General features: G+C 64.9%; 10 protein-coding genes. 2 read left to right on the top strand and 8 right to left on the bottom strand.

All coding sequences use genetic code 11. The annotated features are described in order from the left end of the window. Positions 1 to 198 precede the first annotated feature (198 nt). The 3 genes from ABE493_RS03560 to ABE493_RS03570 all read right to left on the bottom strand — a co-directional run bounded on the left by ABE493_RS03560 (position 199) and on the right by ABE493_RS03570 (position 4,823). Positions 199 to 1,440, bottom strand: a complete 1,242-nt coding sequence (locus ABE493_RS03560; RefSeq protein ID WP_346497356.1) for a dipeptidase — start codon at positions 1,438 to 1,440, stop codon at positions 199 to 201. Between the two features lie 157 nt (positions 1,441 to 1,597). Beyond that, the gene (locus tag ABE493_RS03565; protein ID WP_346497358.1) at positions 1,598 to 3,334 is read right to left on the bottom strand and encodes a prealbumin-like fold domain-containing protein; all 1,737 of its coding nucleotides are present in this window, start codon (positions 3,332 to 3,334) and stop codon (positions 1,598 to 1,600) included. Positions 3,335 to 3,653: 319 nt separating this feature from the next. Further along, positions 3,654 to 4,823: a class I SAM-dependent rRNA methyltransferase gene (locus tag ABE493_RS03570; protein WP_346497360.1), complete on the bottom strand. Its 1,170-nt coding sequence runs from the start codon at positions 4,821 to 4,823 to the stop codon at positions 3,654 to 3,656. Between the two features lie 283 nt (positions 4,824 to 5,106). Here ABE493_RS03570 and ABE493_RS03575 point away from each other — a divergent pair, with 283 nt between their 5' ends. Together ABE493_RS03575 and ABE493_RS03580 are read left to right on the top strand one after the other, a co-directional pair. Beyond that, entirely contained in the window at positions 5,107 to 6,066 is a 960-nt protein-coding gene (locus ABE493_RS03575; RefSeq protein ID WP_346497485.1) for a TerC family protein, read from the top strand. Positions 6,067 to 6,163: 97 nt separating this feature from the next. Then, complete coding sequence (locus ABE493_RS03580) at positions 6,164 to 6,949, top strand: rhomboid family intramembrane serine protease (protein ID WP_346497362.1); 786 nt, start codon at positions 6,164 to 6,166, stop codon at positions 6,947 to 6,949. A 174-nt stretch (positions 6,950 to 7,123) separates the two neighbouring features. Here the strand turns inward: ABE493_RS03580 and ABE493_RS03585 are convergent, their stop codons facing one another. The 5 genes from ABE493_RS03585 to ABE493_RS03605 form a co-directional block, all read right to left on the bottom strand. Beyond that, positions 7,124 to 8,158 carry a glycerophosphodiester phosphodiesterase gene (locus tag ABE493_RS03585; RefSeq protein WP_346497364.1) on the bottom strand — a complete coding sequence of 345 codons (1,035 nt, stop codon included), beginning with the start codon at positions 8,156 to 8,158 and terminating at the stop codon, positions 7,124 to 7,126. A 130-nt stretch (positions 8,159 to 8,288) separates the two neighbouring features. After that, positions 8,289 to 9,902: an ATP-binding cassette domain-containing protein gene (locus ABE493_RS03590; protein WP_346497366.1), complete on the bottom strand. Its 1,614-nt coding sequence runs from the start codon at positions 9,900 to 9,902 to the stop codon at positions 8,289 to 8,291. Between the two features lie 211 nt (positions 9,903 to 10,113). Continuing rightward, positions 10,114 to 10,500: a VOC family protein gene (locus ABE493_RS03595; protein WP_346497368.1), complete on the bottom strand. Its 387-nt coding sequence runs from the start codon at positions 10,498 to 10,500 to the stop codon at positions 10,114 to 10,116. A gap of 58 nt (positions 10,501 to 10,558) precedes the next feature. Further along, a complete protein-coding gene (gene mnmE / locus ABE493_RS03600; RefSeq protein WP_346497370.1) occupies positions 10,559 to 11,908 on the bottom strand; it encodes a tRNA uridine-5-carboxymethylaminomethyl(34) synthesis GTPase MnmE in 1,350 nt (449 codons plus the stop codon). 3 nt (positions 11,909 to 11,911) lie between these two features. Then, a complete protein-coding gene (locus ABE493_RS03605) occupies positions 11,912 to 14,596 on the bottom strand; it encodes a polysaccharide deacetylase family protein (RefSeq protein ID WP_346497371.1) in 2,685 nt (894 codons plus the stop codon). Positions 14,597 to 14,695: the final 99 nt, after the last annotated feature.

The raw sequence follows: 14,695 nt of genomic DNA on the forward strand, positions 1-14,695 counted from the left end.
CTTCTGCCTTGAAGCCTTGAAGCCTTGAAGCCTGGAAGCCTTGAAGCCTTGAAGCCTTGAAGCCTTGAAGCCTTGAAGCCTGGAAGCCTCAAAGCTCAACTCCACCTGTGGATAACCCACTTATCCCCAGCAGTTTGTGGATAAAAACAAAGCGGGCCTGAGCCCGCTTTGTCATTGCACGCCTCCAACAGCGCGCGATTACGACTTCTTCTGCGCCGCCGCGTAGTCCTGCGCCTGGCGCATCACCCGCAGCACGTTGCCGCTCCAGATATTGGCGATCTGCGCATCGCTCAAGCCACGGCGCTGCATCCACGCGGTGATCTTGGGCAGGTCGGCGGCGTCTTCCATGCCGGTCACGCCGCCGCCACCGTCCCAATCCATGCCGATGCCGACATGCTCCGGGCCGACCACGTCGAGCAGGTGGCCGAAGTGCTGGAAGAAATCATCCAGCGTGGCCTTGGGGCCTGGGTACTTCTGGTCGAGTTCGGCCAGCGCCTTGTTCAACTCGACGCCCTTGGCCATGGTCATGTTGTCCCAGCCGCCGAGGCGCTTCTCCAACGCGTCTTCGGCCTGCTTGCGTTCGGCGCTCTTGGTTTCGTCGACCAGATAGCCGCCATAGGCGTTGGCCTGGATCACGCCGCCCTTGGCCGCCAACTGGCGCAGGCGCGCGTCGTCCAGGTTGCGCGGGTGGTTGTACACCGCCTTGGCCGAGCTGTGCGACAGGATGAAGGGCACCGGCATCATTTCAATCAGGTTGTCGAACACCGCATCGGAGGCGTGCGACTGGTCGATCACGATGCCCAGCTTCACCGCCTCGTTGACCAGCGATTTGCCGGCCGGGCTCAGGCCCTTCCATTCGGCGCCCTTGGGGTCGGTGGCCGAGTCGGCGAATTCGTTGTTGGCGAAATGCACGGTCGACATCAGTCGCAGGCCGGCCTTGTAGTAGTAACTCAGCAGGGTCGGGTCGGCGACCAGCGGGCTGCCGTTCTCCATGCTGATATAGACCACACGCTTGCCGGCGGCCTTGATGCGGGCGGCATCGTCGGCGCTCAGTGCCAGCTGGAACTTGTCCGGGTTGGCGGCCAGCATTTCGTGGATTTCCTGCATGCGCTGCAGGCCGTGGTCGCGCTCATTGATATGCGCGGCCGGGCTGCGGTCGCCCTGATGGGTGTAGATGGCGAAGAAACCACCGTCCAGTGCCCCTTCCACCATGCGCGGGTAATCCACCTGCGACAGCGCGTTGTGGTCATGCCGCTGCATGATGTCGAAGTCGGCGCGGGGGAAATTGGCCGGTGTGTCCAGGTGGGTATCCAGGGTCAGCAGTTTCTGCTGCAGAGCCGTCGCCTTGCTCAACTCGGCCTGGCTGAACTCCACCGCCGAGGCTGCCAACGGAAAGCACAGGGACAGGGATACCAATACGGACAGGGGACGCAGGGTCATGGAGCCTCACCGAATTCGGGAAAATCCGACCTTACAGCCGGTCGCCCGATCACAGCCAGTGACGGACGACACAGACCTGCGCTGCCGCAACGGCAATGCCCGAACGCTTATCCACAACAGGTTGTGGATAAGCTCCGCACCTGCGCTGACGCAGCGCTTATTCCACCTCGCACTGCACGGTAAGTGTTACCTGCCCGCTCAGCGGGAAGCTCGCGACTGCTGCGCCGGCCGGTGTGAGCAGGTCGGCAGGCGTGGCCGGGCAGCTGGCGCCGTTGAGCGCGTCACATGCGCTTACCGCGCAGTTCTTCAAACCGGTGACGGGGGTATCACGCAGCACGGCGCCATCGGCGGCGGCCGGCCCGCCGTTGCGGGCAACCACCGTGTACTGCGTGGTCGCGCCGGCAACCAGGCTGTTGACGTCATTGCTCTTGCTGATCGACAGCTCGGCGCCGGCCTTGTTGGTGAAGGTGCAGACGACATTGGCGCCCTGCACCGCCGCGGCGGCAGGCAGGGTGACGCGGCGATTGGCCAGGTCAACCGTGGCATTGACGCCAGCGGGCAAGCCGCTGCATTGCACTGCGCTGAGGCTGAAGCCCGGGGTCGGGGCTTCGCTAAGGGTGGTGGCCGTGTTCAAGCTGGCGAACACCTGCGGCTTGCCACTGACCGCCTGGCCGATGCTGGTGGTGGTGATGCTGTGGGCGCCGACGCCATTGCTGCCACTGAAACTGAAGGCACCGGTGGCACCTTCGCTGATCTTGCGGGTGGTAAGCGACGGCCGCGCGGTATTGGTGATGGTGCAGGTGTACTGCGTATTGGCAGCAACAGCGAGGCTCCAGTCCGGGCCGCTACCGGTGACGGTGACCGCCGGCTCGGAGCCATCGGTCACCCGGTAGGCGCTGCAGCTGATGCTCTTGTTGTAGTCGGCGATGGCCGCCAGGCTGCCTGCCGCCATCGCATCACGCAGGGTATGCGTGCCGGTGTTGACCTGGATCGCGCCGGTGCTGGCCTGCTGGCCCACACCGCTGCCGCTGGTGGTGGCCGAGCGCAGCACGGTGCTGCCCTGGACGATGGCGACGGTGAACTGGTCCTGGGCGGCAATCCGCCCGGCCACGTTCTTGTTGATCATGATCGCCGGCACCGGGAACACCACCGAGCCCTGGCAGCCAAGCGAACTGGCCTCATCGGAGGGGTTGCGGAACTGTGCGGCCGGGATGATCTGCTCGACCCCGCCATTGATGTCGGCATGCTGCCAGCGCAGGCGGTTGAAGTTGAGGCCGCCGGCATTGACCCAGTACATGCGGATCAGGGCGCAGCTGTTGTCCACTGCGGCGGTGAAGCTGCCGATGCTGCGGAACACATCCTGGCCACCGGTATAGCTGCTCAGCGCACCCACCGCGACGTCATAGGTCGCCGCGCGGTAGCTGGTGTTGGTGTATTGCGTGGACAGATTCACCTGCACCGCATCATCGTGGGCAACCGCCAGGTTGTAGGTACCAGCGCGCGGGAAACGGATCAGCGAATAGATGACCTTGCCCATGGCGTGGTTGCTGCAGGCGCTGGAGGTGCGGCTGCCGGCGGTGCGGTTGTCGCACAGGCCATTGTCGATGCCAGCGCCGAAATCAATGAGTGCCGAGCTGCCGGTGCGCACCGCGTTGGCTGGGTTGGCGGAAAGCGTGCGCAGTGCATCCACGCCAGTGAGGGTGTAGTCGAAACTGGGCGCACCCGCGCGCCCGGCATAGGTCACGTTGGCCAAGCCGGAACCGCGGCTGGAATCGCCCCGATAGTCTTCCCAGCGCACGTTCTGCGCCGCTGCCGGCAACGCGCCCAGCAAAAGGGCAATCAGGAGTAGCACTACGCCGGTGCAACGCGCGGCGTGGGTGGATGGTGCAGTCATTGGCCGAGCCCTCGATGCGACAGACGTAGGGACCGACCGACAGAAAACTCCGGTGCAAGGCGCAGCGCAGCCACCCTTGCGTGTGGCTGCAGCGTGCCGTTACCTCGTCCTCCCACTCACGTGGGCCCCCACAGGTGCGGACACTTTCCAGCACAAAGTGTGACGGGATAGTCAAAACAGATGGCAGGCGCCGCACTGCCAGCGATTGCTCGCCAGCGGGTGGGGGTTCCAGGCTTGTGTGATGTGCGGATGCGCAGCCGTCTGTGGGCTGCGCTGGGGCGCTGCGGGTATCACCGCAGCGCCAGGCAGCGTCAGCTGCTCAGTCCAGCACGCGGCAGAACACCGCCTTGAGGTAACGCGATTCCTGCACGTGCGCCATGAACGGGTGATCCGGGCCGGCGCCGGCCACCTTCAGGATCTGGATGGTGCGGTTGGAATAGAACGCGGCACGCCGCAGCATGTCCAGGAACTGGTCCTCGGCTACCAGGCCGGTGCAGGAGAAGGTGGCGAACAGGCCGCCGGGCTTGACCACGCCCAAGGCCAGCTTGTTCATGTCCAGGTACTTCTTCAGCGCGGTGATGACCTGCTCGCGGTCGCGGGTCATCTTGGCCGGGTCCAGGATCACCACGTCGTACTGGTCGCCACGGTTGGCCGCATCACGCAGCCACGGGAAGATGTCGGCCTGCACGAAGCGCGGCTTGGCGTTGTTCAAACGCGCATTGCCCTTGGCCAGATGGATCACGTCCTGGTCGATGTCCACGCCCAGCACGTCGGCCGCGCCGCGCGCTGCGGCGTACACCGCAAAGCCACCGGTGTTGCAGCACAGGTCGAGCACGGTCTTGCCTTCCACCTGCTGGCTCAGCCACTCGCGGTTCTCGCGCTGGTCGGCGAAGAAACCGGTCTTGTGCGCGCCAGCCGGATCGGCACGGAACTTGATGCCGTATTCGGTGATCACCGCCGGCTCGGTGGTGGTATTGCCGTGGAAATCGAAGCTTTCCTGCTTCTGCACGTGTTCGTCGGCAAAGCTGTGGAAGCGGCAGCCCGGGAACAGGTCGCGCAGCGCCTCGTAGATCCATTCGCGGTGGCGGAACATGCCGGCGGCGAAGAACTCGACCACCAGCAGGTCGTCATAGCGGTCCACCACTAGGCCGGACAAGCCGTCGCCTTCACTGTGGACAACACGCCAGGCATTGGAAGTTGCATCCAGCTTGAGCACGTCGCGGCGCAGCGACACCGCCTGCGCCAGCTTCTGCGCGAACCAGGCCTGGTCCACGGCCACGTCCGGGTTGGTTTCCAGGATGCGCACGGCGATGCGTGAGTGGCCGTTGTAGAAGCCGCGTCCAATCCACTCGCCGTCCACGCCGACAACATCGACGATGGTGCCGGACTTCGGCTTGACGGTCGGCTTCTCGACCAGTTTCTGGAAAATCCACGGGTGGCTGGAGCGCCACGCGTTCTTCAGGCGTAAGACGGGGAGTGGGGTATTCATGGGCGCTATTGTAGCCGCGCACCGCCCCCTGCCTGCAGCGTATTCATTGACTGGAATGGGCACAGGCGGCATTATTCGCCCCAGAAGGGGAGTAGCTCCCAGACGTTGTCGCCGTCAATTCGAGTCGTAAGACTCCGGTGCAACGGCAGTTCCAGCCATTGGAACTGTGAGCAAGACCTTCGCCGCATTGGCGAAGCTCTGTCCCCGGTCTCCTTATTCCGTGTCCAGCTCTTGGCCTTTGTGGTTCCGAGATACCCCCGTTCACGACCGGAATTTTTCCATGATGCAGACAATTGGTAATCCCTGGCTTTGGGGCGGCTTCATTGCCGTGGTCATCGCCGCGCTGTTGATCGACCTGGTGCTGATGCGCCACGGCGGCCCGCACAAGGTCACCTTCAAAGAGGCCATTTACTGGTCGCTGGGCTGGGTGGCGCTGGCCTTGGCCTTCAACGCCGGCCTCTGGTACTACCTGCATGAGACCGCAGGCGCGGCCGTTGCCAATGAAGTGGGCCTGCAGTTCCTGACCGGCTACCTGATCGAAAAGGCGCTGGCGGTCGACAACATCTTCGTCTTCCTGCTGATCATGGGCTACTTCGCGGTGCCCGAGACCCAGCGCCAACGTGTGCTGATCATCGGCATCCTGGGCGCGATCGTGCTGCGTACGATCATGATCTTCGCAGGTTCCGTGCTGGTCACCCAGTTCCATTGGCTGCTGTACGTGTTCGGCGCCTTCCTGCTCTACACCGGCTGGAAGATGTGGTTTGCCGCCAGCGAAGAACCCAGCCTGGACAACAACCCGGCGCTGAAATTCATGCGCAAGCACCTGCGCATCAGTCACGAGTACAACGGCAACAAGCTGGTCACCGAAAAGAACGGCGTACGCTGGTTCACCCCGATGTTCGTGGTGCTGATCCTGATCGCCGTCACCGACGTGATCTTCGCGGTGGATTCGATCCCGGCCATCTTCGCCATCACCACCGACCCGTTCATCGTGCTGACCTCGAACGTGTTCGCGGTGCTGGGCCTGCGCGCGATGTTCTTCCTGCTGGCCGGCATGGCGGACCGCTTCCACCTGTTGCCTTACGGCCTGGCGGTCATCCTGGCCTTCATCGGTACCAAGATGCTGCTGATCGACATCTTCAAGATCCCGGTACCGGTATCGCTGGGTGTGGTTGCCGCGATCCTGGTGGCCACGGTGATCCTGAGCCTGAAGATCCCGCCGAAGGGCGGCCACAAGGCCTGATGCACGCACCCACCGGCGGGATTGTCCCGCCGGTGGCACGCCAGTTCCCATGCGCGGCGCCCTTGGCTTTGCCAGCGGGCGCCGCAATCACTTGATCATGGACACGCCAACCCTGCCTGACACCGGCGACACGCCGGCCTCCGCCGCCCGCAACGACCGCAGCCGCGTGCTGCGCGCGTTCAACATCAGCCTGGGCTTCGTATTGCTGCTGGTGGCGATGTTCGCCCTGCAGAGCAGTGGCTGGGATTGGCGGCCGTGGGCGGTAGCCCCATTGGAAGCCAGCGGCCTGGCCGGCCTGCTTGGCGCGCCCCTGCTGCACGGCTCGATCGAACACCTGGGCGCCAACGCGGTCGCCCTGCTTATTCTCGGTACCTTGGCTGGCAGCGTTTACCCAAAGGCCACCCTGCGCGCCCTGCCCTTGCTGTGGCTGGGTTCCGGCCTGGGTGCATGGATGCTGGGGGATGCCGGCAGCCGTCATCTCGGTGCCAGTGGCCTGACCCACGGCCTGATGTTCCTGGTGTTCGTGCTCGGCCTGCTGCGCCGCGACCGGCCAGCGATTGCCGCCAGCCTGATCGGCTTCCTGTTCTACGGCAGCATGTTGATCACCATCCTGCCGCACGAACCGGGCGTGTCCTGGCAATCGCATATGGGCGGTGCCGCCGCCGGCGTGATCGCCGCGCTGCTGTTCCGCAACGCCGACCCGCGCGCTGAGCGCAAGCGCTACAGCTGGGAAGACGAGGAAGAAGAACAACTGGCGCAGGCCGAAAACGAGCTGGAGCCACCGCTGCCGCAGAACGTGCCGGTGCTGTGGCAGCCGCGCGAAGGTCGTGATTATGAAGTTGTTGTGCCGTTGCGGCGGCGGGATCCGAACGAGCGGCCGTAAGGGCAGCACGGTAGTGCCGAGCCATGCTCGGCAGTGGCTCTACCAGCAATCCATCTGTAGGAGCGGCGTAAGCCGCGAAGCTGGCATGGTTGAAATCACCGACAGTCAGCTATCTGGTGGAGTGTGGGCTTCGCGGCTGACGCCGCTCCCACAAACAGCACGCAGGTTCAACCCTTAAGAACCACCATCCACCGCCCGCCGCCCCAACGCCGGATCATCGGTAAAAAACGCATCGATGCCCGCCTGCAGATAGGCGCGGATCTCGGCTACCGAGGCTTCCGGGTTGCGCGCATTCTCCGCGCCCTGGCGCAGTGCCGGCGGCAAGAACGGGTTTTCCGGGCGGAAGCTGTAAGCCACTACCTGCAGGCCCGCAGCATGCGCATCGCCGATCAAGGCGGTAGGCGCCGCCAATTGGCCCTGTGCATCCAGCGGCACCAGCGCGCGCCGTTCCACACCGATCGCATCGGCATAGCCGGCGATATCGCGCAGGCCGGCCGGGGTCATCATCTGTGCATAGGTCAACGTGCCGCCGGCCAGTGCCACGTCGGCCGGCTTCTCGTCGCCGCCATCAAGCAGCTGTAGCAGGCGGATATTGCTGTCCTTGCCGAGCTTGGCGCGAATCTGCCGCAGGTTGGCGGTTTCAAACGACTGCAGCAGGATCGGCGCGACCTTGGTGTAGCTGTTGCCCTGCAGGGTGGCGAGCAGCTTGTCCTCCATCGGCAGGCCGATGCTTTTGAAATAACTGCCGTGCTTGATCTCCGGCGCCAAGCCGATGCCACGGTTGGCGCGGCCGGCCTGCTGCACCAGGAAGCTGATGATCTCGTCCAGCGTGGCGATGCGGAACTGGCCGTCGAAGGCGGTGCCGCGGATCTGCGGCAGGCGTTCGCGCGCGTACAGCGTCTTCAGCTCGGCAATGGTGAAGTCTTCAGTGAACCAGCCTTCCACCTGCTGCCCATCGATCAGCTTGCGGGTGCGGCGGCTGGCGAACTCGGGATGGCTGGCGACGTCGGTGGTCGAGCCGATCTCGTTTTCGTGACGGGCCAGCATCACCCCGTCCTTGCTCATCACCAGGTCCGGCTCGATGTAATCGGCGCCGTCGCTGATGGCCTGTGCATAAGCGGCCAGCGTGTGCTCGGGCAGCAGTGCGCTGGCACCACGGTGCGCGTACACCGAAACCTGTGGGTAAGTCTGTGCGGCTGAGCTGTCCATTGCCCAGCAGCATGCCACGCCAACCCCCACCGCCATCAACCAGGCCCAGCTTCGCACCGTCAGCACTCCAATTGGAATCAAGGCGCGCAGCATGCCCGCTGCATGTGACGCGCGTAAGAACGCGCTGCCTTCAATCGCGTTGCCATTGCCAACCGTCCGCACCGGCATGCAGGCGCGCGCTGATGCCGATGGCCTGCAGCAGCGCTTCGTCATGCGAAACCAGCAGCAGGCTGCCCTGGTATTGGCGCAGCAGTTCCTCCAATGCGGCCAGGGCATCCAAATCCAGATGGTTGCCGGGTTCATCCAACAACAACAGCTGTGCCGGTGGATCGGCGTACAGCGCGCAGGCCAGGCCGGCTTTCAGGCGTTGCCCGCCGCTGAGCTGGGCCGAGGGCAGCTGTACCTGGTTTGCATCCAAACCCAGCAGGGCCAGCCGGCTGCGTAGTTCGCCTTCGGCCGAGCCCGGATTGCGCAGGCGCAAGGCCTCCAGCACGCTGCTGTGCGCGGGCAGCAATTGCAGTTGCTGATCGAGCAAAGCGGCTGGCACCTGCACGTTTACTTCGCCAGCCAAGGCAGCTAGTTGCCCGGCCAAGACCTTCAGCAGCGTCGACTTGCCCACACCATTTGCGCCGGTGATGGCGACCCGTTCGCCGCGGCGCAGATTGAAGTCCAGCGCGCGCAGCGCCGGTGCTACGTGTGGCAGCTGCAGTCCGGTGGAACGCACTACCCACTCCGGTCCGCTCGGTTGCAGGCTTGGGAGCAGCAACACCGGTGCTGCGGCTTCGCTATCGGCCTGCGCCTCGCGCACCGCGTCATGCAGCCGTAGCTGGCGCTGATCCAGCTGCGCGCGCGCCTTGCCCTGGCTGGCTTCTGCACGTTGGCGCTGCAGGCCAAGCAGGATCGGCGCTTGATTGGCGTTGGCGGCGTCACGGTTGCCGCGCGCGCTGCGCTGCTCCAGCCGCTGGCGTTGCTCACGCAGCGTCTGTTCGCCTTTGCGGCGTTCGTTTCGACGTTGCTGCAGCAGCGCCTCAGCTGCAGCGCGTTCACCAGCGCGTGCCTGTGCATAGAACGCGTGGTTGCCGCCGTAGCTGCGCAACCCTTGCGGCGACAGTTCGACGATGCGCTCCACCTGTTGCAGCAGCAGGCGATCGTGGCTGACCAGGATCAGCCCCTGCTTTCTTGCCTGCAGTTGCGCGGCCAACCACTGCCGGCCGGCACGGTCGAGATGATTGCTGGGTTCATCGAGGATCAGCCACTCCACCGGTTGCAGCAAGGCGCCGACCAGGGCCACGCGCATGCATTGGCCACCGCTGAGCTTATCCACAGGCGTGTCAGCATCGACGTCCTGCAGGCCTGCATCGGCCAAGGCCTGCTGCAGCGTTTCACACAGCGTCCAATGCTCGCCAACCGCGTCGAAATCCGCTTGCAGCGTGCTGCCGGCTTCAATCCTGCGTAATGCATCCACACGCTTATCCACAGCCGCCAGCTCCGCTATGCGCTGTCCGGCGCGCGGCTGTACCTGCTGTGCAAGGTAATAGGCCTCGCCGCTACGACGGCAGTGCCCGGCACTTGGCTGACGCAAGCCAGCCATGATCTGCGCGAGTACGGATTTGCCCACGCCGTTGCGTCCGACCAGGCCGGTTGGCCGCTGATCGAACTGTGCGTTGAGGTTGGAGAACAGGCTGCGCCCGTCAGGCGCCTGCCACGCGACGCTGTCCAGCGTCACGGAAATAGAAGTTGTCATGCGGTATTCCATCGATGCCCGAAGCACCCGGCCGCCAAGGGCAGCAGGGACTGGTAGGGACCGTCATCAAGACGGTGACATCAATGGCGCATTGGACCGGACTCCGTTGGCGGGGGCATCCCGTAACGCTTATAGCCTAACGGCGGAAAACCGAACCGTCAGTAACCGGCGGCGCTGTCACCCGCGCCGCCGTACCAGGCAAAGGGATGGCTCAGGCTTTTGCCGGGCGATGCGTGGCACAAAGCTTGTTGCCGGCCGGGTCGCGCAGATAGGCCAGATAGAGCGGGCCGAATGGGCTTTGGCGCGGACCTGGCGGATCTTCCACGCTGGTACCGCCGTGGCCAACACCGGCGGCATGCCATGCATCCACCAACTCGGCTGTGGCGCAGTTGAAGCCGATGGTGCCGCCGTTGGCGTGCGTTGCCGGCTCGCCGTTGCGCGGGTGGCCGACGATCAGCAAGGCGCCTGCGTGGAGATAAACCACGTTGCCCTTGGGGTCGATGAAACCCGGCTTTGCGCCGAGCGTGGAAAGCAGCGCGTCATAGAACGCCTTGGATGCTTCCAGGTCATTGGCGCCCACCACGATGTGCGAAAACATCCACTACCTCCTGATTACTGTCCTGTCTGGCCCCTGCGGGCCGGTCGCTACGCCAGCATCACTTGCCGATGCAGAAGCTCGAAAAAATCCTGCCCAGCAGATCATCGGCGGTCATGCGGCCGGTGATTTCGCCGAGTGCGTCATGTGCAAGCCGCAGTTCCTCGGCGGCCAGTTCCAACTGGTCGTAGTGCAGCTGCCCATCGGCGGCGTCGAGGTGTTCGCTGGCCAGGGCCAACGCTTCGACGTGGCGCAGGCGCGCGGAAAACTCACCCTGCATGCCCTCGCCCGCGCCGTCATTGGCGATCTCGCGCAGGCGCGCATGCAGCTGCTCCAGGCCTTGGCCATTGGCGGCGGACAGGGCGATGCTGTCTTCGCCCAGTTCCTGCGGCCACTGCGGCAACAGGTCCGACTTGTTGTAGATCCACAGCTGGCGCGCGGCCTGTGCGGCGGCATCACCAATCGCTTCCCTGCCCGCTTGCGGGTCGCGGGCATCGAGCACGACGATGGCCAGGTCGGCGCGCTGCATTTCGGCGCGGGCGCGGCGCATGCCTTCGCGCTCGATGGCGTCGCCACCTTCGCGCAGGCCGGCGGTATCGACCAGCTCCAGCTCCAGGCCGTCGATGCGGATGGTTTCGCGCAGGGTGTCGCGGGTGGTGCCGGCGATGTCGGTGACGATGGCCCGCTCGCTGCCAGCCAAGGCATTCAGCAGTGAACTCTTGCCGGCATTGGGCGGGCCGATCAGCACCGCGTGCAGGCCGTCGCGCAGCTTGCGGCCACGTTCGGCATCGATGCGCAGCTGGGCCAGCAAGGCCTTGGCCTGTTCGATGCCGGCGCGCACCTGCGCGCCGCCCAGCGTGTCCAACGGCTCGTCGGCGAAATCGATGGCGGCTTCAACATGGATGCGCAGCCGCACCAGTTGTTCGCCCACCTCTTCCACCCGCCGCGAGAACACGCCATCAAGCGAGCGGCGGGCAGCGCGGGCGGCGCGCACATCGCCGGCTGCGATCAGGTCGGCGATGGCTTCGGCCTGGGCCAGGTCGAGCTTGCCGTTGAGGAATGCCCGTTCACTGAATTCACCGGCGCGGGCCTGACGCGCGCCCAGTTCGATGCAGCGGGCCAGCAGCTGGCGCAGCACGACCGGGCTGCCGTGGCCTTGCAGTTCCACCACGTCTTCGCCGGTGAAGCTGCGCGGGCCAGGGAAGTACAGGGCAATGCCGTCGTCGATGACCTCGCCGGCGGCATCGCGGAACCTGGCGTAATGCGCATGGCGCGGCTTGAGCTGTGGGCAGCCCAAGGCAACCGCGATGCGCAGTGACTGCGGCCCGGAGATGCGCAGCATGCCAACGCCGCCGGCAGCATTGCCGCTGGCGATGGCGACTATGGTCTGGCCTGTGGACAACTCGCTCATGATTTACAACTTCTGCAGTTGTGCGCGGGCCTGGGCGGCGCCGCTGCCCTGCGGCTGCAGCTCCAGGTAGGTGCTGTAGGCCTGCTTGGCCTTCACCTTGTCGCCTGCATTGAAGTAGGCATCGCCAAGATTCAGATAGGCCACCGCGCGTGAGGGATCGATCTTCAAGGTGTTCTCCAGCCAGCGCGCTGCTTCGGCATAGCGCTGCTGGCGGTAGTAGACGAAACCAAGATTATTGGCCGCCTGGGCAAAGTCCGGACGCAGCTTCAGTGCTTCGGTGAACTGCACGGCGGCTTCGTCATAGCGCTTCTCGCGGTACAGCTGCAGGCCACGGTCATTGGCCTGCTGCGCGCGCTGGCGGTCCGAGGTCGGCACCGCTGCCGGCACCACCAGTGTGCTTTTGCCACCTTGCAGGTCGGCCACGGTCACCGGTGCCTCGGTCTTGCCGGCGGGCTTGGCGTCCTGCGCGGCGGCATCGACGCGACTGTTGAGGGCGATGGCATCGGCCGAAAGCTGGTCACTGCCGGCGTTGAGGTATTCCTGGCTGTCCGGCACCTGGAACACGAACTCACCGCCCTGCGAACCGGGCAGGCTGCCGAAGGCCGGGGTTTGCCGCGATACCGCCGACACCGCAGGCGCTACATAGGCGGCCAACTCGGTACCGGTGATCAGGCCATCGCCATTTAGGTCGCCCTTGCCGCCCAGCGCCTGCAGCAGCACCCAGGTGAACACCGAATGCCCGTTCGGGCCGCTGTCGGCAACCTGCTGATCGGCGCCACCGGCGGTCAGCATCTGCCGCGCGCTGCGGCGGGCATTTTCGCGCAGGAACGAGGACGAGCTACCGCCGCCACGGGTCAGGCCCAGGCCGCTGTAGCAGGCGTCCATCACGAACAACACGTGCTTGGCCTGCATGCTCTCGGCGATGTTCTGGATATCGGTCATCGCGATCGCATCGGTGGCGAACTCGTTCGGATCCGAATCCACCGGAATGATGTAGCCAAGATCGCGGCCGGAAGCGAGCTGGCGGGTGGCGCCATGGCCGGCGAAGAACACGAACACACGGTCGTTCTTGCCGGTGCGCTCATCGGCCAGGCGGTCGTGGAAGGCGGCAAGGATGTTGTTGCGGGTGGCCTGCTGGTTCTTCAGCACGATCACCTGCGAAGACGGGAAGCCGAACTGGTCGGTCAGCGTGTCGGCGATGGACTGCGCATCGCGGCCGGCGTATTCGAGCTTGGGCCACTTGGCGTACTCATCGATGCCGATGACGATGGCCCAGGACTTCTCGTAGCCGGTGGTGACTGTGGTGTCGGCGACCGCACCCTTGCGCGCTCGGCTGACGCTGAAGTCGCGGCCGTTCCAACCGGCGAACTGGTAGCCATCGGCGATCAGCTTGTCGAGGATCTGCGGCAGCGCCTTGACCGCGCGGTCGTGGATGTCATGGAACAGGATGATGCCGCGCTGTTCCTTCTGCACCTGGTCGACCACGCGCTGCACGATGGATTCGGGCACCGGGTCGGCCCAGTCCATCGAGTCGATGTTCCACATGATGGATTTCAGACCGGCTTCGTTGAGCAGCTGCAGGCCTTCGGCATTGCGCGCGCCATACGGGAAGCGGAACAGTGGTGCGCGCTTGCTGTCCACGCCCTTGAGCAGGGTGTCGGTGTCGAGCACCTGCTGGCGCAATGCATCGCCGGTGGTGCGCGAGAGCTGCGCGTGGGTCAGGCTGTGGTTGCCCACCGCATAGCCGTGCTCCATCAGATTGCGGCTGATGCCGGCCATCGGACCGAGCTTGACCTTGCCATCGGCTTGGACCGCGCCGAGGTTGCGGCCGACTTCGAAGAACACGCCCGGCACGTCGTAGCGCTGCAGGATGGCGACGACTTCATCGGTATAGGCCTTGTGTGGGCCGTCGTCGAAGGTCAGCACCACGGTCTTTGCCGGCAGGTCGCGGCCGAAGATTTCACGGTCGCTGTCCTGCATCGACATCGGATAAGGCTCGATCACGCCGAAGTCGCGCAGGATCGCCTCGCGCTTGTACAGCGTGTTGAGGTGGGCGACATAGTCGTCCCACTTCTCGCGCTTGAGCTCGATCGCGCGGGTGCGCTCGAAGCGGCTGAAGATGCGGGTCAGTTCCTGGTTGTAGTTGCGCTCGATTTCATCGAGTGCCTCCAGGTCTTCGCCGATGCGCTGGTGCAGCTTCACTGCCGGCAACGAGGAATCCGCACCGACACGCTGATGCAGCTCACGCAGTGTTTCGCGGAAGGCCAGGCGGTCGGCGTCGTAGAGTTCGGGCGAGGATTCGATGTAATCGAGCACCGTGCCCAGCGTGGCGAAGCGCTGCGGGTTGGGATCGCGCAACAGCGCATCGAACTGCGCGGCGATGGCCTGGCGCTGTTCCAGACCATCGTGGAACAGCTGCTGGCCGATGCGGCTGGAGGTCTGGCGGTCGGCCGGCGATTGCTGTGCCTCATCGGCCAGCAGCACGACGATACGGCGGTGGCCATCGAGTTGTTTCTGCAAAGCCGTCAACAACGGCGCCGCTGCAGGATTTGCCGCAGCTGCCGCCTGCGCGCTGGCCTGGGTTGGGGTCGCGGTGCCGGCTTCTTCCTGTTTGGAACAGCCTGCAACCGTCAGTGCGGCTAGCAGCAAAGCGGGCAAGGACAGGCGGCGCGACAACGAACAGGGCATGGCAGGCTCGGGGAAAAGGGTGCAACGGGCGTGGTGATTCTAACGCCACCGGCGGGAGCCAGACCTGCGGCGAAAGGCCGCTCCCTTTGTAGGAGCGGC

Source organism: Stenotrophomonas terrae (assembly GCF_039674165.1).
In the GTDB taxonomy this organism is placed as follows: Bacteria; Pseudomonadota; Gammaproteobacteria; order Xanthomonadales; family Xanthomonadaceae; genus Stenotrophomonas; species Stenotrophomonas terrae_A.

Coding starts and splice junctions, on each gene's coding strand:
- ABE493_RS03560 (WP_346497356.1), bottom strand. CDS start 1,440: ATGACCCTGCGTCCCCTGTCCGTATTGGTATCCCTGTCCCTGTGCTTT.
- ABE493_RS03565 (WP_346497358.1), bottom strand. CDS start 3,334: ATGACTGCACCATCCACCCACGCCGCGCGTTGCACCGGCGTAGTGCTA.
- ABE493_RS03570 (WP_346497360.1), bottom strand. CDS start 4,823: ATGAATACCCCACTCCCCGTCTTACGCCTGAAGAACGCGTGGCGCTCC.
- ABE493_RS03575 (WP_346497485.1), top strand. CDS start 5,107: ATGCAGACAATTGGTAATCCCTGGCTTTGGGGCGGCTTCATTGCCGTG.
- ABE493_RS03580 (WP_346497362.1), top strand. CDS start 6,164: ATGGACACGCCAACCCTGCCTGACACCGGCGACACGCCGGCCTCCGCC.
- ABE493_RS03585 (WP_346497364.1), bottom strand. CDS start 8,158: ATGGACAGCTCAGCCGCACAGACTTACCCACAGGTTTCGGTGTACGCG.
- ABE493_RS03590 (WP_346497366.1), bottom strand. CDS start 9,902: ATGACAACTTCTATTTCCGTGACGCTGGACAGCGTCGCGTGGCAGGCG.
- ABE493_RS03595 (WP_346497368.1), bottom strand. CDS start 10,500: ATGTTTTCGCACATCGTGGTGGGCGCCAATGACCTGGAAGCATCCAAG.
- mnmE (WP_346497370.1), bottom strand. CDS start 11,908: ATGAGCGAGTTGTCCACAGGCCAGACCATAGTCGCCATCGCCAGCGGC.
- ABE493_RS03605 (WP_346497371.1), bottom strand. CDS start 14,596: ATGCCCTGTTCGTTGTCGCGCCGCCTGTCCTTGCCCGCTTTGCTGCTA.